19 protein-coding genes are annotated in these 17,891 nt (G+C 68.0%); 10 read left to right on the top strand and 9 right to left on the bottom strand.

Annotated features, from left to right (window positions below; all coding sequences use genetic code 11):
• The first annotated feature begins 338 nt into the window (after positions 1 to 338).
• Positions 339 to 899, top strand: coding sequence for a PadR family transcriptional regulator (locus tag ACSYHF_RS02060; protein WP_032953866.1), 561 nt, complete (start codon positions 339 to 341; stop codon positions 897 to 899).
• A gap of 60 nt (positions 900 to 959) precedes the next feature.
• Complete coding sequence (locus ACSYHF_RS02055; RefSeq protein ID WP_447576047.1) at positions 960 to 1,757, top strand: siderophore-interacting protein; 798 nt, start codon at positions 960 to 962, stop codon at positions 1,755 to 1,757.
• A 62-nt stretch (positions 1,758 to 1,819) separates the two neighbouring features.
• Here the strand turns inward: ACSYHF_RS02055 and ACSYHF_RS02050 are convergent, their stop codons facing one another.
• The gene (locus ACSYHF_RS02050; RefSeq protein ID WP_447576046.1) at positions 1,820 to 2,641 is read right to left on the bottom strand and encodes a hypothetical protein; all 822 of its coding nucleotides are present in this window, start codon (positions 2,639 to 2,641) and stop codon (positions 1,820 to 1,822) included.
• Positions 2,642 to 2,847: 206 nt separating this feature from the next.
• On the opposite strand from ACSYHF_RS02050, the gene ACSYHF_RS02045 reads away from it, so the two are divergent.
• A complete protein-coding gene (locus ACSYHF_RS02045) occupies positions 2,848 to 3,249 on the top strand; it encodes a hypothetical protein (RefSeq protein WP_164093205.1) in 402 nt (133 codons plus the stop codon).
• Positions 3,250 to 3,424: 175 nt separating this feature from the next.
• Here the strand turns inward: ACSYHF_RS02045 and ACSYHF_RS02040 are convergent, their stop codons facing one another.
• Positions 3,425 to 4,132, bottom strand: coding sequence for a YceI family protein (locus ACSYHF_RS02040; RefSeq protein WP_005415047.1), 708 nt, complete (start codon positions 4,130 to 4,132; stop codon positions 3,425 to 3,427).
• An 86-nt stretch (positions 4,133 to 4,218) separates the two neighbouring features.
• Entirely contained in the window at positions 4,219 to 4,809 is a 591-nt protein-coding gene (locus ACSYHF_RS02035; protein WP_005415046.1) for a malonic semialdehyde reductase, read from the bottom strand.
• Positions 4,810 to 4,935: 126 nt separating this feature from the next.
• On the opposite strand from ACSYHF_RS02035, the gene ACSYHF_RS02030 reads away from it, so the two are divergent.
• From ACSYHF_RS02030 to ACSYHF_RS02005, 6 genes are all read left to right on the top strand, one after another.
• On the top strand, positions 4,936 to 5,895 hold the full coding sequence (locus tag ACSYHF_RS02030) for a mitochondrial fission ELM1 family protein (protein ID WP_072169051.1): 960 nt from the start codon (positions 4,936 to 4,938) through the stop codon (positions 5,893 to 5,895).
• 154 nt (positions 5,896 to 6,049) lie between these two features.
• The gene (locus ACSYHF_RS02025) at positions 6,050 to 6,280 is read left to right on the top strand and encodes a hypothetical protein (RefSeq protein WP_005415044.1); all 231 of its coding nucleotides are present in this window, start codon (positions 6,050 to 6,052) and stop codon (positions 6,278 to 6,280) included.
• 48 nt (positions 6,281 to 6,328) lie between these two features.
• The gene (locus tag ACSYHF_RS02020; RefSeq protein ID WP_065179556.1) at positions 6,329 to 7,180 is read left to right on the top strand and encodes a DUF2145 domain-containing protein; all 852 of its coding nucleotides are present in this window, start codon (positions 6,329 to 6,331) and stop codon (positions 7,178 to 7,180) included.
• Positions 7,181 to 7,199: 19 nt separating this feature from the next.
• Positions 7,200 to 7,703 carry a hypothetical protein gene (locus tag ACSYHF_RS02015; protein ID WP_032953871.1) on the top strand — a complete coding sequence of 168 codons (504 nt, stop codon included), beginning with the start codon at positions 7,200 to 7,202 and terminating at the stop codon, positions 7,701 to 7,703.
• A gap of 32 nt (positions 7,704 to 7,735) precedes the next feature.
• Complete coding sequence (locus ACSYHF_RS02010) at positions 7,736 to 8,248, top strand: hypothetical protein (RefSeq protein WP_005415041.1); 513 nt, start codon at positions 7,736 to 7,738, stop codon at positions 8,246 to 8,248.
• A 75-nt stretch (positions 8,249 to 8,323) separates the two neighbouring features.
• Positions 8,324 to 8,884, top strand: a complete 561-nt coding sequence (locus ACSYHF_RS02005; RefSeq protein WP_005415040.1) for a queuosine precursor transporter — start codon at positions 8,324 to 8,326, stop codon at positions 8,882 to 8,884.
• Between the two features lie 175 nt (positions 8,885 to 9,059).
• Here the strand turns inward: ACSYHF_RS02005 and glnE are convergent, their stop codons facing one another.
• Positions 9,060 to 11,855: a bifunctional [glutamate--ammonia ligase]-adenylyl-L-tyrosine phosphorylase/[glutamate--ammonia-ligase] adenylyltransferase gene (glnE, locus tag ACSYHF_RS02000; RefSeq protein ID WP_447576045.1), complete on the bottom strand. Its 2,796-nt coding sequence runs from the start codon at positions 11,853 to 11,855 to the stop codon at positions 9,060 to 9,062.
• A gap of 386 nt (positions 11,856 to 12,241) precedes the next feature.
• Here glnE and ACSYHF_RS01995 point away from each other — a divergent pair, with 386 nt between their 5' ends.
• Entirely contained in the window at positions 12,242 to 13,756 is a 1,515-nt protein-coding gene (locus tag ACSYHF_RS01995) for an acetyl-CoA hydrolase/transferase family protein (RefSeq protein ID WP_005415038.1), read from the top strand.
• A gap of 136 nt (positions 13,757 to 13,892) precedes the next feature.
• Here ACSYHF_RS01995 and hglS read toward each other — a convergent pair whose 3' ends face one another.
• The 5 genes from hglS to ACSYHF_RS01970 all read right to left on the bottom strand — a co-directional run bounded on the left by hglS (position 13,893) and on the right by ACSYHF_RS01970 (position 17,788).
• Positions 13,893 to 15,254: a 2-oxoadipate dioxygenase/decarboxylase HglS gene (gene hglS / locus ACSYHF_RS01990; protein ID WP_164262202.1), complete on the bottom strand. Its 1,362-nt coding sequence runs from the start codon at positions 15,252 to 15,254 to the stop codon at positions 13,893 to 13,895.
• Between the two features lie 159 nt (positions 15,255 to 15,413).
• Positions 15,414 to 15,902: a hypothetical protein gene (locus tag ACSYHF_RS01985; RefSeq protein ID WP_065197237.1), complete on the bottom strand. Its 489-nt coding sequence runs from the start codon at positions 15,900 to 15,902 to the stop codon at positions 15,414 to 15,416.
• Between the two features lie 31 nt (positions 15,903 to 15,933).
• On the bottom strand, positions 15,934 to 16,683 hold the full coding sequence (locus tag ACSYHF_RS01980; protein ID WP_049413265.1) for an HAD family hydrolase: 750 nt from the start codon (positions 16,681 to 16,683) through the stop codon (positions 15,934 to 15,936).
• An 84-nt stretch (positions 16,684 to 16,767) separates the two neighbouring features.
• Complete coding sequence (locus ACSYHF_RS01975; protein ID WP_005407824.1) at positions 16,768 to 17,184, bottom strand: EF-hand domain-containing protein; 417 nt, start codon at positions 17,182 to 17,184, stop codon at positions 16,768 to 16,770.
• Positions 17,185 to 17,416: 232 nt separating this feature from the next.
• On the bottom strand, positions 17,417 to 17,788 hold the full coding sequence (locus ACSYHF_RS01970; protein WP_262221635.1) for a hypothetical protein: 372 nt from the start codon (positions 17,786 to 17,788) through the stop codon (positions 17,417 to 17,419).
• Positions 17,789 to 17,891: the final 103 nt, after the last annotated feature.

The following is a 17,891-nucleotide window of genomic DNA, read 5'->3' as shown; positions in this document are numbered from 1 at the left end:
CATGTGCAGGACGCAGTGTTACCGCTGCCGATGACGGTTGTAGGGCAACTCCGGCACCGCCGTAGGTGGGTGCCGGGCAGCGGTTCTGAACCGGCGACAACATGTCGCACCTGCCTCTGGATCGCTGCCAGTCGCGGGCCCAGGGTGGGTCGCGAGTGATGGGTCCGATGGCCCTGCTCCCTTCCACAGCATCGCCGGGGCGCCTCGCAGGGGGCGCCCCTTTTGCTGTGCGCACGAAGGTCCGTGGCCCAAATTGCACCTGCTTGTGGCCGGATCAGATGTTGTCGCTTTCGACATATCGATATATCGTTTGCACACTCGTTTACCGATATATCGAAATGAGCCGTGCCTCCTCTCCCAGAACCCGTTCCACCGATTCGGCGGTGCCGCGCCGCAACGGCCAGCCGCGCGTCCTCAGCCGCGGCGACCTGCGCCTGCTGGTGCTGGCCCTGATCGGCGAGCAGCCGCGCCATGGCTACGAGCTGATGCAGCTGATCAGCAACCAGTTCATGCAGGCCTACACGCCCAGCGCCGGCACCATGTACCCGCTGCTGGCCAGCTTCGAGCAGGCCGGCTGGATCGAAGCCGAGGAAGTGGATGGCAAGCGGATCTTCCGCATCACCGCCGCCGGCGAGTTCGAGCTGAAGGTGCAGCGCACCCAGGTGCGCCTGGCGCAGCGGCGTGCCTTCGACCGTGCCCGCGAGATCACCAAGGCCTCGCTGCCGCCGCCGCTGGCCGCGGCCCTGCGCGAGTTCAAGCGGGCGCTGGTGCACCACCACGGCCGCTGGGCCGAGGGTGAGGCGGATGAAGTGGCGGCACTGCTGACGCGGGCCTCGGCCCTGCTCAACGGTACGGCCGGTAGCGAGCAACCACCGATTTCAACGACCCAGCCAGACTGACGCCAGCCAGGTCTCCCCTACGCCGCGCGCCCCCGCGCGACACCTTTACAGGTAACCCCCATGACCGAACACAACAACACGCGCCTGCGCCTGGATGTGCGCTTCCGTGAACTGACCGTGCTGCGCACTGAAGAGGTCACCCCGCACATGCGCCGCATCGTGCTGGGTGGCGACGACCTGGCCGGCTTCGATTCGCCCGGCGCCGACGACCATATCAAGCTGTTCTTCCCCAACGCTGCGGGCGAGATGGTGCTGCCGGTGCTGACCGCCGAAGGCCGCAGCTACCCGGAAGGCAAGGTGCCTTCGCCCTCGCGCGACTACACCCCGCGCTGGTGGGACCACGAGACCGGCGAGCTGGCCATCGACTTCGTGCTGCACGACCAGGGCGTGGCCGGGCCGTGGGCCGAACGCGCACAGCCGGGCGACGTGCTGGTGATCGGCGGTCCGCGCGGCTCGTTCGTGGTGGCCGACACCTACGACGCCTACGTGCTGATCGGCGACGAGACCGCACTGCCGGCCATCGCCCGTTGGCTGGACGTGCTGCCGGACGGCGCCGAGGTGCAGGCCTTCATCGAAGTGCGCGACGAGGCCGAGCGCCAGGACCTGCCGCAGTACGAGAACGTGCGCATCCACTGGCTGGAGCGCAACGGCTTCCCGGCGGCCAGCAGTACGCTGCTGGAAGACATGCTGACCGACTTCGAGGCCCCGGACGGCGATGTCTTCTACTGGATCGCCACCGAATCGCGCCGCGCGCGGATGATGCGCAAGTTCATCGAAGGCCACCTGGGCGTGCCGCGCGATTGGATTCGTTCCACCGGCTACTGGAAGGCCCACCCGGACGAAACCGACGGCGATTGACCGGCTCGGGGTCAGATCCCTTTTCCTGTGGAAAAGGGATCTGACCCCATGCACCGGCAACCTCATGAACCTTCGGCAGGAACCTGCAATTGCCGGCCAACGGCCGGCACTACCCTCTGCGGCGTCCACCCGAACCGCTGCGCGGCCCAGATCTCCAGCGCCACCAGCAGCGCGATGATCAACAACGGCAACAGCAGCCCGAAGTACACGCCCGGCATCATGCCGTTGATCTGCGCCTTCACCAGCCGCAGCACGCCACGGGTGTGCAGCAGCTCATCGACGTGCATGGTCAGCGCCTCGCGCACCACCTTGGGTTCCAGGCCGAGGGTACCGGCCCTGTCCACCAGCGTGTCTTCCACCATGCTGCGCAGCAGGCCCTCACGCACCCTGCCGATCACCCAGCCGGTACCACGTGCCAACGGGCCGTTGCCAAGACGGTCCAGGCCGGGCAGCGGATGCTCGCTGAGGTAGGCCGAGGCGATGGTGTCGGCGACGTCGCCCACCGTGCCCTGGCTGCGCAATGCCTCGCGCATGCGTGGGTCGTCCAGCGAATCGGTGAAGCCTTCGCTCCAGCCTTCCACCAGGGTCTGCAGGTGCGGCTGGAAATGATCGAGCTGCTTGAACAGCGCGCGGTGCGCACCGGCGGTTAAGCCCAGCTGCAGGCCGAAGAAGGCAGTGGCCAGCGGCAGCAGCACCACGTAGCTGGCCAGCAGCCAGTGATGCCAGCGCTTGCGCCGCTGCAACCAACCACGGCGATGCAGCCAGCGCCAGCCGGCGATGCCCAGCACCAGGCCGAGCAGCGTACCGAGCACGCTGCCGCCCACCAGATCGAGCACGCTCAGGCCCGACCAGAATTCGTTCAACCAGTACTGCGCGTCCTGCATGGGTCTTCCTTCCGTGGGTGATACAGCAGCCATTGTAGAACCGAGCCCACGCTCGGCTGCGCCGCCGTCGGTGGGTGCGGACCGCCATCGACTGGTGGGTGCGGACCGTTGGTCCGCACACTCCCATGCAATTGCCGGCCAGCGGCCGGCACTACCGAGCTGGCAATGCGACAATCGCGCTCCTTTCCTGCAGCAACGAGGCCCACATGGCCAAACTGACCCTGGCCAGCGTGGACGCGCTGCGTACCCGCTTCGCTGATGACGCTGCCTGCGACGCGGCCCTGGCCGCCTTCGCCGATACCGCTGCACTGCGCGCGCCGCTGCGCGAGCTGGTGGAAGCACAGCACCGCTACGTGCAGGCCGAATTCGAAGTGGCGCAGGTGGCCGACGTGCTGCGCCGCGACCAGAAGTACGCGCCGGTGGGTCGGCCTTCGATCAACATCGTGCAGCTGCGCAAGCAGCAGGCGGCCACCAAGCAGGCGGCGCTGATCGCACGCCAGGTCGTGGCACAGGCCGCGCAGACCTTCGTGCGCGTAAGCGGGCTGGTGGTGAAGGCCAAGCAGAGCCCGAGCGAAGCGTGTGGCGTGTGGTTGGGCGCGCTGCGCTGAAGGATCGTGCGGACCAACGGTCCGCACCCACCAGATGCAGGTTGGCACCTGCCGGGTAGTGCCGGCCGCTGGCCGGCAACCCCGTCGGCATCGGGTGCCTCGCATGCAGAACCCAAAAAGAAGGCCCGCTTTTCAGCGGGCCTTCTGCCTTCTCACGACGAGTGAGCTGGGTGCATCAAGCCGCCGGCTTTTCGCCGGTGGCTTCGGTGGTGATGCGGATCTTCACTTCATCGCTGACGTTCGGGGCGTAGGCGCCGACGCCGAAATCGCTGCGCTTCAGGGTGGTGGTGGCATCGAAGCCAGCCGCCGGAACCTTGGCCATCGGGTGCTCGCCGCCGCCGTTGACGGTGACGTCCAGGGTGACCGGCTTGGTGATGCCCTTGATGGTCAGGTCGCCGGTGACGGTCAGCTTGTTGGTGCCGGCCGCTTCCACCTTGGTGCTCTTGAAGGTGGCATCGGCGAACTTGGCGGCGTCGAAGAAGTCGGCGCTCTTCAGGTGCTCGTCGAACTTGGCGGTGAAGCTGTTCAGGCCGCTCAGCGGCAGCTTCACTTCCACGGTGGACTTGGTCACGTCTTCGGCGTTGTACACCAGGGTGCCTTCGACGTTGCCGAAGTGCGCGCTGGGGTTGGAGAAGCCGAAGTGGCTCCACTGCGCCAGCACGTCGGTGTGGCTCGGGTCCAGCTTGTAGGTGCCCGAGGCGATCTTGATCGCTTCGGCAGCCGGCGCAGCAGCGGCGGCATCAGCCGCCGGGGTGGCAGCCTGCTCGGTGGTGGCCGGGGCGGCGGCATCGGCAGCCGGGGCAGCGGTGTCGGCCGGCTTGGAGCAGGCGGCGATGGCCAGGGTCAGGGCCAGCGGCAGCAGCAGTTTACGGGTGGCGCTCATCTGAGGAACTCTCCGGATCGTAGGGTGGGTACACGGTGCAGCAAGAGCCCGCCGCGGGACGGCGGGCCCGAAACCGATACAGCGACTTACGCGATGCGCGCCGCTTCGTCGAACGACAGGCGCGGCAGGCGCGGGAACAGGCCCGCCGGGTCACCGTAACCCAGGTTGACCAGGAAATTCGACTTGATGGAGGTGCCGGCGAAGAAGGCTTCGTCGACCTTGGCCGGGTCGAAACCGGACATCGGGCCGGCATCCAGGCCCAGCGCGCGCGCAGCCAGGATCAGGTAGGCGCCCTGCAGGCTGCCGTTGCGGATGGCGGCTTCGTGGCGGCCTTCCTGCGGGCCATCGAACCAGGCCTTGGCATCGGTGTGCGGGAACAGGTACGGCAGCTTCTCGTGGAAGTCCAGGTCGAAACCGATGATGACGGTGACCGGCGCAGCCATGGTCTTGGCCAGGTTGCCTTCGGACAGCGCCGGGGCCAGCTTGTCCTTGGCCTCCTTCGAGGTGACGAAGACGAATCGCGCCGGCGTGGTGTTGGCCGCGGTGGGGCCCCACTTCACCAGGTCGTACAGTTCCTTCAGCAGGCTCTCGGGGACCGGCTTGTCGAGGAAGGCGTTCTGGGTGCGGGCCGTACGGAACAGCTGGTCAAGGGCGGCGGCGTCGAGCGCGTGGGACATCGGTGGATCTCCAGGGCGGCGAAAGGAAGTCAGTGCCCGCGGGCGGCGCGGGGCGAAACGACGAGCCGCAGTGTAGAGTGTCGCGACTGTTGCAACACCCAGCAGGGCTGAAACGAATTAATGCCAATGGTGAAACGATCGAGCGCGCCATGGACGGTCACTGACGGCCGTGCGGGCAATGTCCGCCAGGCGGTCGCGCTGGCCTCGGCACTGCGCCAGGGCACCCACCGACCGCTGCTCCTGCAACCGCGCGCACCCTGGCGCTGGCTGTCGCCGCGGCGCCTGCCCGGCGATGTGAATGGCTACGGCGAGGCCTTGGCGACGCTGGCGGCCGAGGCGCCGGCACTGGCGATCGGCTGTGGTCGCCAGGCGGCCGGTGCCCTGCGCGTGCTGCGTGCACGCGGCAGCCAGGTGGTGCAGATCCTCGACCCGCGCATCGGCGCCCGCCATTGGGACGTGGTGGTGGTGCCCGAACACGACGCCCTGCGCGGCAGCAATGTGCTGACCCTGCTCGGCAGCCTCAACCCGGTGGACGACGACTGGCTGGCCTGGGGTCGCGCCGCGTTCGCCGGCTTCAGCACCCTGCCCGGTCCGCGCACGGCACTGCTGGTGGGCGGGCCGACGCCGCTGGCGCCGTGGGACGAGACGGCGATGGTCGGTGTGTTCCAGGCGCTGGCCGAGCAGATCCGCAGCGAAGGCGGCAGCCTGCTGGCCACCACCTCGCGACGCACGCCGCCGGCCCTGGCCGAGATCCTGCGCGCGAAATTCGCCGACCTGCCGCACGTGATCTGGGGCGACGGTGGCGACGGTACCAATCCCTATGGCGGCCTGCTCGGCTGGGCCAACCGGGTGGTGGTCTCGCCCGATTCGGTGAACCTGCTCTCTGAAGCCTGCGCCACGCGCATGCCGGTGATGGTGGCGCTGGCCGATACCGCGCAGGGCCGGCTGGCCCGGTTCCAGCAGCAGCTGCGCGAACGCGGGCGCTTGCAGCCGCACTGGCTGGACTGGCAGTACGACCGCATCGAGCCATTGCGCGAAACCGCGCGCGTGGCGGCGGAAGTAAAGCAGCGCCTGGCCCTGGGGTAGTGCCGGCCGCTGGCCGGCAATGCTGCACGCATTACCGAACACCCTGCCGATGCCGGCCAGCGGCCGGCACTACCGGGATGCGCAGCGATTTCTGAACATTTCAATCCGCCCATATCGTTAGAGTCCGGTGTCCCCCATCGGACCGAATGCCTTCATGCGTACCCTGCTCCTGCTGCCCCTGGCCCTGCTCGCCGCGTGTTCGACCGCGCCCACCGAGCTGGACCCGATCTCCTATCAATGCCAGCAGCAGCTGGATGCGTACCGCGAACAGCCGGCGCTGCGCGATCCGAAGACGGGCGAGCGCCCGCCGCTGCCGATCGCCCCGATCAGCGATGCCTGCGACAGGGAACTCCAGCGCAAGGGCGTGGATCGCCCGCTGCGCTGAGCAGCGTATGATCGGCGCGCGGGCCTGCCCGCCGTTGAAGGTACCGACATGGATCGTTTTTCCCGCCTGCGCCGCGCCGCGCTGCTGATCGCCAGCCTGCTGGCGACCGCACCGGCCTGGGCCGACAGCACCGCCTGCCGCGAGCGCTACCCGAGCGTGGCGTCGCAGGCGGCGATGCTGGACGTGGCCTGGACCACCGCCGAACGCCTGGACGCGCTGCCCGATGTGGACGTGGTGGTGGCCGCGCGCGGTGGCCAGGACCTGCGCCGCTACGGCCTGCGCCACAGCCACCTGGCCTTCCTGCTGCGCGAGGACGACGGCCGCTGGCGCGCGATGCACCTGCTCAACCGCTGCAAGACCGACAGCTCGCAGCTGTACCACGAGGGCCTCGGCAACTTCGTCGGCGAGAGCGGCGGCCATACCGACCTGCGCATCGGCGTGCCGTCGGCCCCCTTGCGTGCGGCGCTGCGCGCGATGCTGGTGCCGCCCTCGATCCAGCCCAAGGCGCTGCACGAAACAAGGTACAACGTGGTCGCCTACCCGTTCGCCACCGACTACCAGAACTCCAACCAGTGGGTGCTGGAAGTGCTGGCGGCGGCGATGGCGCAGACCGAAGGCGCGCCGGCCATCGTCAAGCGCGAACAGGCACAGCAGTGGCTGCGCCAGCAGAAGTACCAGCCCAGCGTGCTGCATATCGGCCTCGGCAAGCGCGTGGGTGCGCGCCTGTTCGTAGCCAACGCCACCACCACCGACCATCCAGCCGGCGAACGCATCTCCGGCAACTATTCGGTGGTGACGGTGGAATCGGTGTTCGACTTCCTGCACCAGCGCAGCCAGCTGCAGCAGGAACTGGTGATCCCCCATGTGCCGGTGGCCGGTGCCACCGCCGCCACGCCCTGAATCCCGCAAGGAGAACGACATGCGTCCGCTGCTTACCTCTGTGTTGTCGATGGTGATCGTCACCGGCCTGGCGTGGTCGACGGCCGCCCACGCCGAACGCCGCATCGTGATCATCCATGACCCGGGCCCGCAGGGACCGAGCCTGGAAATGTCCACGCAGATGGTGGCCTCGGCCCGCGCCGCAGCAGCGAAGGAAGCCCAGGATGCGGCCGATGCCGGCCAGCCGCTGGCCCGCCCGCAGCAGATCAAGCTGCCGCAGATGGAGGTGAGCGCAATCGCCACCACCGTCGATGGCCGCCGCGAAGTGCTGCTGCGTGATGCCAACGATCCGCAGAACACCGCATCGATGCAGTATCCGCGCGGCGTCGGCGACCCGGCCGTGCAGTTCACCGTGGGCCAGACCGTGAACTTCGAGCCAACCGGCGCCGACCAGGGCTGGCAGCTGAAGGACAACCAGGGCCGCCCGCTGGAATACCTGCCCGAGGCCACCGGCCCGCGCGATATCTTCGATACCCGGCGCTGAGCCGCCGTCCCCACGCTGACCAGGAGGTCTCCATGTTCCGTTGCCTGCGCGTTCCCGCTTCTGCCCTGCTGCTCTCCGCGCTGCTGGTGCCCACCGTCCATGCCGGCGCCGCGCCGCAGTTGAACAGCAGCGAAGCCAGCGTGCTGATCACCTCGCTGATCGTGGTCTCGGTGCCGCTCGCTGCGTCGGCGGGCCTGTCCGAACTGTCCAAGGCGCCGTTCAAGGCCAGCGAACGCAATGCCAGGGCTGCCCGCACCAAGGCGGTGCCGCTGCCACCGATGGACGTGAAGAAGGTGGAGACCACGGCGGCGGGCGAGCGCCAGGTGCAGCTGCAGGTACCCGGCAAGGCCGATCAGACCGCCACCCTGCGCTGGCCGGCGCGCGTGCATGAAGACCAGACGGCGGCCTTCGTGGTCGGCCAGCAGGTGCATTTCGACCCCACCGAGGCCGGTGCCGGCTGGACCGTGAAGAGCGCACAGGGCCAAGCGCTGGCTTACGTCCCCACCGCCTACGCCGCGGGCGATGTGATGAGCGAAGCGTTGTAAAGCTGAACAAGCGGTTTTGGCTTTGCCGCGGGCCGGGCGGATAATGGGCGATCCCCTTTGTCCCCCTGGCTCGCCATGTCCGTGCGTCCTGCCCCTGTGTTTGCCCCGCTGACCGCCCGCGCCCTGGTGCTGGCGGTATTGGCGATGGGCGCGGTGGTGCTGCTGTCCAACGTGCTGGTGCAGTACCCGATCAATGACTGGCTGACCTGGGGCGCCTTCAGCTATCCGGTCGCGTTCCTGGTCAGCAATCTGATCAACCGCCGCTTCGGCCCGGGCCCGGCGCGCCGCGTAGCGTGGATCGGCTTCGCGGTGGCGGTGCTGCTGTCGATCTGGGTGGCCACGCCGCGCATCGCCGTTGCCTCGTGCTCGGCCTTCATCGTGGCGCAGTTGCTGGACATCACCGTGTTCGACCGCCTGCGCCGTGGCAGCTGGTGGCGCGCGCCGATGGTGGCCACGACCTGCAGTGCGACGGTGGATACCACCATTTTCTGGTCGATCGCGTTTGCCGGTTCCACCCTGCCGTGGGTGAGCTGGGCCGCCGGCGACCTGGCAGTGAAGCTGGCGATCGGCGTCTGCCTGCTGGCCCCGTTCCGCGCGCTGCTGTGGAAGATGGCGCCGCTGCGCGCCACCAGCTGAACGCACATGCTCTGGTAGGTGCCAACCTTGGATGGCACATGAGCACGGTAGGTGCCGACCGTTGGTCGGCACGCTCCATCAGAGTTCATCACCGCTGACAGATTGTGCCGACCAACGGTCGGCACCTACCAACAGCGGATCATCCCCGGGCAATTGCTCTAATGGGTGCACCCACTCACCCGAACGGCAGCTCCGCCGCTCTGCACGCCGCCGTAATCGCCGCACACGCGTCTTCAATCGCGGGCGTGGTCGGTGCCAGTCGCGGGCGCCGGTCCAGCGTGCAGGCCAGGCCAACATCCAGCAGCGTGGCATGCGCGCCATGCAGTGCTTGCGCAGTGTCTTCCGGAAGGAAACCGGCAACCGCCAACGCATCGATCAGCGACGGCGTGTCGCGTGGCTGCAGCAACGCCGCATGCTGCGCACTACGCGCCAGCACGCCGGTCTGCAGCAGGAACTCCAGGTCCACCACGCCACCGGCACCCTGTTTCAGGTCCAGCCGCGCGGCATCGCTGCGGTCCAGTTCAGTGCGCATGCGGCCGCGCATCTTCAGCACATCGGCATACAGCGTGGCCGGATCGCGCTCACGACCCAGTGTCTGTGCACGCACCTGTTCGAAATCGGCCAGCAGGCTGGCATCACCGGCCACGCCGCGTGCGCGCACCAGGGCCTGGTGTTCCCAGGTCCATGCGCGTTCGCGCTGGTATTCGGTGTAGCTGGCCAACGAAGACACCAGCGAACCCTTGCCACCGTCCGGGCGCAGGCGCACGTCGATGTCGTACAGGCGCCCGGCGGCGGTGACCGCACCAAGCAGCGCCATCACCTTCTGTGCCAGCCGCGCATACCAGCGCCCCGGTTCCAGCGGACGTGCGCCATCGCTGGCCTCCACGCCGGCCGGATTGTCGTGCAGGAACACCAGGTCCAGGTCGGAACCGAAGCCCAGCTCAAGCCCGCCGAGGCTGCCGTAGCCGATGATCGCGAAACGTCCACCGGGAATCCCGCCGTGCGCGGCGCGCATGTCCGCCTCGGCCATCGCCAGCACGGTGGTGACCACCGCCTGCGCCAGCTCGGCCAGTTGCCGCGTGCTGTCCACCGCACCCTGGCGGCCATCCAGCGTGGCCATCGCCATGCGGAAGCTGAGCGCCAGCCGCGTCTCGTTGAGCCAGCGCAGTGCGGATTCGGGATCTTCCACCGCCAGCACCTGCTGGCACTCGGCCAGCATGCCGGCCGCATCGGGCATCGGCCCGGACACGCGCACGTCCAGCAGTTCGTCCAGCAGCAGCGGGTACGCGGCCAGCCGCTCGGCCAGCAGCGCGCTGCGCGCCAGCACATCGACCAGACGCGCCAACGCGCTCGGTTGTTCGTCCAGCAGCGCGAGATAGCTGGTCCGGCGCAGCACGGCCTGCAACAGGCCGAGCACACGCTTGAGCGCAGCGTCGGGTTGCGGCGAACGCGTAGCCGCATGCAGCAACGCGGGCAGTACGCGATCCAGCCGCGCACGCGCCGCATCGGATAATGACTTCACGCCGGTGCCCTGCGCGAAGTCACGCAATGACTGGTCGGCGCCATTGGCATCGAGGAAACCGGCTTCGGCCAGCAACGGCGCGTTGCTGGCCTCGGGCAGGCTACGCCAGTAATTGGCCAGCGCGTCGGGCGCGGCCTGGCCCTTGCGCGGTGCCAGCAGCGCGGCGAATTCGGTACTGACCCGCTGCTGCTGTTCGGCCAGCGCCGCGCGCAGCACGTCCCAGTCCGGGTAGCCGAGGCCGACGGCGATGCGCTGCCGGTCCAGTGCATCGCTGGGCAGCACGTGGGTCTGCGCATCGCGCAGCATCTGCAGGCGGTTCTCCAGGCGGCGCAGGAACAGGTAGGCCTCGCGCAGCGCACTGCCGTCCCCGGGCGCGATCTGCCCCGCAGCCACCAGCGCGTCCAGCGCCACCAGCAGGCGGCGCTCGCGCAGCGCAGGCTCGCGGCCACCGCGGATCAGCTGCAGCGCCTGGCACAGGAACTCGATCTCGCGGATGCCACCGGCGCCGCGCTTGATGTCTTCGTGCAGCTCGCGGCGCGCGACTTCGGCGGTGATCGCCGCCTTCATCTCGCGCAGGCCATCGAGCGCAGTGAAATCCAGGTAGCGGCGGTACACGAACGGGCGCAGGGTCTGCAGCCACGCTTCGCCGGCCTCGATATCACCGGCGACCGCGCGCGCCTTCAGCCACGCATAGCGCTCCCAGTCGCGGCCTTCGCGCTGGAAGTACTGGTCCATCGCCGCGAACGACAGTGCGACGCGGCCGGCGCTGCCGAACGGGCGCAGGCGCAGGTCGACGCGGTGGCTGAAGCCATCGACGGTGGTTTCGTCCAGCAGCTTGGCCAGGCGCTGGCCAAGGCGGGCGAAATACTCTTCGGCGGCCAGCGCGCGCGGGCCGTCGGATTCGCCGCCGTGCGGATAGGCGTAGACCAGGTCGATATCGGAACTGAAGTTGAGCTCGCCGCCGCCAAGCTTGCCGAGGCCGAACACCACCAGCTGCTGCGCGGCGCCTTCGCCATCGCGGACCACACCGTGGCGCTGGGCGAATTCCTGCTGCAGCGCGTCCAGCGCCAGCCGCAGGCAGTCCTCGGCCAGGGTGGTGGCGCCGGCCAGGGTCTGTGCCACGTCGTCCAGGCCGGTCAGGTCGCGCCAGATCAGCCGCGTCGACATGGCAGTACGCCAGCGCCGGATCTGCGCCGGCCAGTCGCTGGGCTGCAGCGGATCGAGCACCGGTGGCGGGATCGGCGGGCAGCCGGGGGTAGCCAGCTGCGCCAGCAGCGCCGGTTGCCGCACCAGGGTGTCCAGCGCGAAGTCGCTGGCCACCGCCAGTCGGGTCAGCAGCGGCAGCAGTTCAGCAGGAACGGGCTCGGGCAGGACCTGGGCCAGGCGCGCCAGGGCGCGGTCGACAAGGGGCTGCAGTGGGGCGGGCAGGTCAGCGGGGGCGAGGGTCATGCCCTGATTCTCGCGGGGTCGGATCCCTTTGCCAACGGCGAAGGGCTCTGCCCCCGAGATGCCGCCGCTTGATGCCGCTGGTGGGGTCAGAGCCTTTTGCCCTTGGCAAAAGGATCCGACCCTGAAGGGGAGCCGCGTATTCACACTGGGCCACAGGCAATAAAAAAGCCCGCTTGCAGCGAACTGCCAGCGGGCTCTGCTCCCTCCCCCACGTCGGGATGCAGGGCCATCGTGCGGGCTGCGAAAGCACTTTGCACGCTGCACTGCAAAACAGAACCGGTGGGTATGGGTGAGCCCCTGGGGGAAAAGCCATTCCACGAAGGTAGAACCCCCCGTACGGATGAGGATGGCCGATAATCGGGATTCCCCCCAGAAACACTGTCGTCATGTCTGTTGATCGCATCGCCAACGCGCGTCTCCGTGACCGCGTGGTCTCCGCCGAGGCCGCAGCCGCGCTGATCCAGCCCGGTGAAACCGTGGCCATGAGCGGCTTTACCGGCTCCGGGTATCCCAAGGCCGTTCCCGTCGAACTGGCCCGCCGCATCGAAGCGGTGCATGCCCAGGGCAATCCCTTCCAGATCAAGCTGATGACCGGCGCCTCGACCGCGCCGGAACTCGATGGCGCGCTGGCCAAGGCCGATGGCATCGCCATGCGCATGCCGTTCCAGAGCGACCCGGATGCGCGCAACCGCATCAACGAGGGCAAGCTGGATTACATCGACATCCACCTCAGCCACGTCGCCCAGCACGTGTGGTTCGGCTTCTATGGCGAGATCGATACCGCTGTCATCGAAGTCTCGGCCATCCGCGAAGATGGTTCGCTGGTGCCCTCCACCTCGGTCGGCAACAACAAGACCTGGCTGGACCTGGCCAGGAAGGTGATCGTCGAGGTCAACGAATGGCAGCCGGCCGGCGTCGACGGCATGCATGACATCTACTACGGCACCGCCCTGCCGCCGCACCGCAAGCCGATTCCGCTGGTGAACGCCAACGACCGCATCGGCGATACCGCGCTGCGCTGCGACCCGGACAAGATCGTGGCCGTGGTGCGTACCAACGGCCCGGACCGCAACAGCCCGTTCAGCCCGATCGATGCGACCAGCGAACAGATCGCCTCGCACCTGATCGAGTTCCTCAAGCACGAGGTGAAGAAGGGCCGCCTGCCGCCGAACCTGCTGCCGTTGCAGTCGGGCGTGGGCAACATCCCCAACGCCGTGCTGGCTGGCCTGGCAAAGAGCGGTTTCCGCGACCTGGCCGCGTTCACCGAAGTGATCCAGGACGGCATGCTCGACCTGCTGCGCGACGGCGTGCTGAGCTACGCCTCGTGCACCGGCTTCGCGCTGAGCCCGCAGGCGAATGAGACGTTCAAGGAGAACATCGATTTCTACCGCGAGCGCATCATCATGCGCACGCAGGAAATCTCCAACCACCCGGAACTGGTGCGCCGCCTGGGCTGCATCGGCATGAACGGCATGATCGAGGTGGACATCTACGGCAACGTCAATTCGACGCACGTGATGGGCACGCGGATCATGAACGGCATCGGCGGTTCCGGTGACTTTGCCCGCAACGGTTTCCTGTCGGCGTTCCTGAGCCCGTCCACCGCCAAGAACGGCACCATCTCGGCGATCGTGCCGATGGCCAGCCATGTCGACCACACCGAGCACGACGTGTCGGTGATCGTCACCGAACAGGGCCTGGCCGATCTGCGCGGCCTGACCCCGCGCAAGCGCGCGCAGGTGCTGATCGACAGCTGCGCGCACCCGGACTTCCGCCCGCAGCTGCAGGATTACTTCGACCGTGCCAGCCGTGAGAGCTACGGCAAGCACACCCCGCACCTGCTGCCGGAAGCGTTGTCGTGGCACCAGCGCTGGCTGGATACCGGCACGATGAAGGGCTGAGGCCCGCTACGGACCTCGGGTAGAGCCGGCCGCTGGCCGGCTTCCCCAACAGCCGGCCAGCGGCCGGCTCTACAAAGGGGCCGCTCCGCAGAATCCCTGTAGAGCCGAGCCCACGCTCGGCTCCACGGCAAGCGGTTTACCCGCGCAGCGCCGCCAGCGATTCGGCCTGCAGCCGCTCGTAGATCTCGAACTCGTCGTTCACCGCCACGCCCAAGGCCTGCTCGAAGGCTTCGCGGTTGGCATGCGCGGCATAGGCGCGCTGTTCTTCGCCGCCCAGGTTCGACTGGAAGATGCCCGCGGCACTGACCGGCAGGAAATCCTCGTAGACGATCGGGTCAGCCGTGGCCAGGCCGGCGGCCACCAGCACTTCAGCGGGCAGATCGGCCACGCGCTCCGGCGCGGCGCGGCCAGCGTCGGTCAGCTGGTAGCGGTAATACCCCAGGCCTTCCTGGCGCAGGGTGTCATGGTCATCCGGGAAGCTGGCGAACACCGCCTGCAGGCGCTGGCCGTAGTCGCCGCCGGTGCTGCCTTCACCACCGGCGTCGCGGGCCTGCGACAACAGCTGGTCGTACAGCGCGCGGCCCTTCGGGGTCAGCGCCAGGCCGCGTTGTTCGATCTCGCCGAAGCGCGCGGTATGGGTGCCGGCATCGCCACCTTCGGCATCCGGGAAATGCACGGCTTCTTCCAGCGCCTTGAAGCTGGTCTGGCGCAGCAGGATCGGGCAGGCACGGCGCGGCGGGCCTTCGATCACGGCCTTGGCCGCCATGCCGTGCTCGATCATTGCCGCCTGTGCAGCGTCGATGTCCAGCGTGCGCGGGGTCAGGTGGTTGATGTGTGGGCCGCGGAAACTGACCACGTCGGCCACCAGCCGGTGCGCGTTGTGCAGCGCGCGGTAGGTCGGCAGGTCGACCGTGGCGTCACCATGCCAGCGGAAGGTTTCCAGTGCTTCATCGACGAAGCGCTCGGCATCGGCCTGCGACAGGCCACCGTCGCGCTCGGCCTGGTCGATCAGTGCCAGCGCGCCGTCGGTGAAGATGCGGCGGCGCGCCAGGATCTTCGCCGACTCGGCACGCAGGGCTTCGTCTTCGATCAGCTCCAGGCGCAGCAGCGAGGTGAACACGCGGAACGGATTCTGCGCCAGCGCCGCGCCGGTCAGCGGGCGGAACGCGGTGGAGTGCACCGGCACGCCGGCCACCGACAGGTCGTAGTAGCCGACCGGGTACATGCCCATCACCGCGAACAGCCGGCGCAGCGTCGCCAGTTCCTGCACGGTACCGACGCGGATCGCGCCATGACGCTCTTCATCCAGCCGCGCACGCTCGTCGTTGCGCTGCAGCTGCGCGGCCAGCGCCGGGTCCTGGGCAAGCACCTGCGCGTTGATCCGCTCCACCAGTTCCACCAGCGTGCCGTACAGCGGCACTTCGGTGCGGTACATGCGGGACATGGCCTGCGCGAACAGGCGGCGGATCACATCAGGCGAAACGAAAGAGGCGCTCATCAGTCACTCGATTACGGGAACGGGGAACAGCTCGGACCCGTATTGTCGCCGGAGCGCCCGGCGGCGGCGATACGCAGAGCAACATGACCGGGTAGTGCCGGCCGCTGGCCGGCAACCCCGGATGCCTGGAATGGTGCAGGTGCCGGCCAGCGGCCGGCACTACCGCTTGAGCTGGCGCTTCAGGGTGGCATCCAGCGTGATCGGCCGGTCCCAGTGCTGGTAGCTGGCCACGATGGCATGGCGCACAGCCCGGTAGTGCAGATTGTCCGGCTTGGTGGGCATGCGCTTGACCACCGCCTCCCAGCCGCCCTCCGGGTCCTGGCTGAAGGCACGCACGCTGTCGCGGCAGGTCTGGCCACTGGCCTTGGCCCAGAAGCAGGCGAAATAGATGTCTCCGGCCTGCCAGCCGTGGGTGGTGAACAGCGCGCTGATGTAGCCGCGCGGCACGTCGGCATAGCGCGACACTTCGTCGAGGAAGGCGTCGGGGTAGCGTTCGGCGTAATGGTTGATGTCCTGCAGCTGGGCATCGACCCAGCTGTCGCCGGTGTCCACGTCGTAGGCGCTTGAGCGCTCGGCGGTCTGCTGGGCCAGCACGGTGGCCGGCGCCAGCAACAGGAACAACATCAGCGCGCGCAGTCGGTGGTTCATGCCCCGATTCTGCCGCAGCCGACGGGCCCTGTCAGGCCGCAGCGGCCTTTGCCTCGATCGCCGCCAGTGCGGCCGGCCAGTCGTGGGCGGTATCGGCGGTGACCATGCGCGGCTCGTCGTCGGCCACGCCATGCTGGGTCTCGTGCGCCCAGGTCACTGCGTACGGGGTATGCACGCCCCAGCCACCCAGGGTCACCACCGGCTCGATGTCCGAGCGCAGCGAGTTGCCGACCATCACGAAGCGCTGCATCGGCAGGTCGAATTCGGCCAGCACGCGGGCGTAGGTCTCCGGGTCCTTCTCGGAAACGATCTCGATGCGCGGGAAGAGCTCGGCCAGGTTGGCGACCTTGATCTTCGCTTCCTGGTGGAACAGGTCACCCTTGGTGATCAGCACCACCGGGTAGTGCTCGGCGATGGCCGCCACCGCTTCGCGTACACCATCGATCAGCTCGACCGGGTGGCGCAGGGTGTCGTGGCCGATCTCCAGGATGCGCTGGATGTCCTTGGCCTCGATGCGCTGGCCGGTGATGTCGATGGCCGCTTCGATCATCGACAGGGTCATGCTCTTGACGCCGTAGCCGAAGGTGCCCAGGTGGCGCTGCTGCACTTCCAGCAGGTGGCGGGCGGTCTGGGTGTCATGCACGTCGACATAGCGCGACAGCAGGTCAAGGTAATCCTGCTCGGCCTTGCGGTAGTAGTCCTCGCTCTTCCACAGCGTATCGTCACCGTCAAAACCGACCAGGCCGATGGCGCGCGACGGCGCAGGCGTGGGGGTGTTCATCGCGCAAGGATACAGGGGCCATGGTGACGAAAAAAACCCGGGCGGCCGAAGCCGCCCGGGTTCCCATACGCCCCGACGCAGGACTTACCTGCCCTGTGCACCCTGCGCTGCGCCACCGGCGCCGGCCTGCTGGGCGGCCACGTAGGCCTTGTACTCATCGGCGCTCAGCTCGCCGTCCTTGTTGGTATCGGCCTGGTCGAACACCTGGGCAAGGCCGGCGTTCACCTGCGCCTCGGTCTTGCTGATGGTGCCGTTGCCATCGGTATCGATGCTGGCCCAGGTCTGACCACCGCCATTGGCCTGTGCCGATGCCGCTGCGGCCGCATTGGTCGCCTGGTCGGCGGCCTGGCCGGCCTGTGCAGCCGCCTGCTGGGCCTGAGCGGCCTCGTTCTGTGCATGCGCGGCCTGCTGCTTGGCCGACTGGGCCATCGCCGGGATGGCCAGCACGCTGCCAGCGGCGACGATCAGGGCGATCAGGGGCTTGCGGTTGCGAATAGTCATCAGGGGTGTCTCCTGCCAATTGGGTGGTGTTGCGCGGCGTGTTGATTCCGCACGGCACCTACCCTGCCACCGCGTTTCTGAATCGATTTTGCGCCACGACCGGCCCGCACACATGCGATTAACCACTCGCCTCCACGCATGCTTTAGCGCGGTGGTTAGGGTGAAGTGAGTGGCTCATAAGATGCGCATTCAGCGCCTCTGCATTTAACCGGCAGGCAACGAAAAACCTGCGTCAGTCGACGGTTTTTTCCGATGACCGCGAACTGAACAATACCCATGCAAGAGCAACACCGGCGAGCGCACCGGCGGTTTCCAGCACCACACGGCTGCCAAGTTCGTTCGGATCGTGGATGGTGGCCAGGAAGATGCGCGCGTACAGCGGCGATTCCAGCCGCACGATGCCCATGTAGAACAGCTTCCACGCATCGATGCCGGCGGCGATGATCACGGCGATGACGCAGGACCAGCCGATCGCGTGCCCCATCGACCACCGCAGCAGGCGGCACAGCTGCGACCACAGGAAGTACACCAGCAGCCCGACCAGCATGGCGATGGCGCCGGCTTCGAGGGTGCCGAGCAGGCCGAAGTGCAGGGGAAGGTTCATCGGATGGGCAACGGTGGGATGGCGGCCAGTGTAAGGGATCTGCTTCGGACCCAATCGGCAGCCACAGTAGATCCACGCCATGCGTGGATGAGTCTCCATCGAG

It is taken from the genome of Stenotrophomonas maltophilia group sp. P373 (genome assembly GCF_053295075.1).
The sequence above is the reverse complement of the archived record's forward strand: the minus strand, read 5'-3'. Positions and strand labels throughout refer to the sequence as shown.

Excerpts from the sequence above, each read along its gene's own strand:
- ACSYHF_RS02055 (WP_447576047.1), top strand. The coding sequence starts at position 960 with ATGACCGAACACAACAACACGCGCCTGCGCCTGGATGTGCGCTTCCGT.
- glnE (WP_447576045.1), bottom strand. The coding sequence starts at position 11,855 with ATGACCCTCGCCCCCGCTGACCTGCCCGCCCCACTGCAGCCCCTTGTC.
- hglS (WP_164262202.1), bottom strand. The coding sequence starts at position 15,254 with ATGAGCGCCTCTTTCGTTTCGCCTGATGTGATCCGCCGCCTGTTCGCG.
- ACSYHF_RS02025 (WP_005415044.1), top strand. The coding sequence starts at position 6,050 with ATGCGTACCCTGCTCCTGCTGCCCCTGGCCCTGCTCGCCGCGTGTTCG.
- ACSYHF_RS02010 (WP_005415041.1), top strand. The coding sequence starts at position 7,736 with ATGTTCCGTTGCCTGCGCGTTCCCGCTTCTGCCCTGCTGCTCTCCGCG.
- ACSYHF_RS02060 (WP_032953866.1), top strand. The coding sequence starts at position 339 with ATGAGCCGTGCCTCCTCTCCCAGAACCCGTTCCACCGATTCGGCGGTG.
- ACSYHF_RS02040 (WP_005415047.1), bottom strand. The coding sequence starts at position 4,132 with ATGAGCGCCACCCGTAAACTGCTGCTGCCGCTGGCCCTGACCCTGGCC.
- ACSYHF_RS01995 (WP_005415038.1), top strand. The coding sequence starts at position 12,242 with ATGTCTGTTGATCGCATCGCCAACGCGCGTCTCCGTGACCGCGTGGTC.
- ACSYHF_RS01980 (WP_049413265.1), bottom strand. The coding sequence starts at position 16,683 with ATGAACACCCCCACGCCTGCGCCGTCGCGCGCCATCGGCCTGGTCGGT.
- ACSYHF_RS02050 (WP_447576046.1), bottom strand. The coding sequence starts at position 2,641 with ATGCAGGACGCGCAGTACTGGTTGAACGAATTCTGGTCGGGCCTGAGC.
- ACSYHF_RS02045 (WP_164093205.1), top strand. The coding sequence starts at position 2,848 with ATGGCCAAACTGACCCTGGCCAGCGTGGACGCGCTGCGTACCCGCTTC.
- ACSYHF_RS02035 (WP_005415046.1), bottom strand. The coding sequence starts at position 4,809 with ATGTCCCACGCGCTCGACGCCGCCGCCCTTGACCAGCTGTTCCGTACG.
- ACSYHF_RS02020 (WP_065179556.1), top strand. The coding sequence starts at position 6,329 with ATGGATCGTTTTTCCCGCCTGCGCCGCGCCGCGCTGCTGATCGCCAGC.
- ACSYHF_RS02015 (WP_032953871.1), top strand. The coding sequence starts at position 7,200 with ATGCGTCCGCTGCTTACCTCTGTGTTGTCGATGGTGATCGTCACCGGC.
- ACSYHF_RS01970 (WP_262221635.1), bottom strand. The coding sequence starts at position 17,788 with ATGAACCTTCCCCTGCACTTCGGCCTGCTCGGCACCCTCGAAGCCGGC.
- ACSYHF_RS01975 (WP_005407824.1), bottom strand. The coding sequence starts at position 17,184 with ATGACTATTCGCAACCGCAAGCCCCTGATCGCCCTGATCGTCGCCGCT.
- ACSYHF_RS02005 (WP_005415040.1), top strand. The coding sequence starts at position 8,324 with ATGTCCGTGCGTCCTGCCCCTGTGTTTGCCCCGCTGACCGCCCGCGCC.
- ACSYHF_RS01985 (WP_065197237.1), bottom strand. The coding sequence starts at position 15,902 with ATGAACCACCGACTGCGCGCGCTGATGTTGTTCCTGTTGCTGGCGCCG.
- ACSYHF_RS02030 (WP_072169051.1), top strand. The coding sequence starts at position 4,936 with ATGGTGAAACGATCGAGCGCGCCATGGACGGTCACTGACGGCCGTGCG.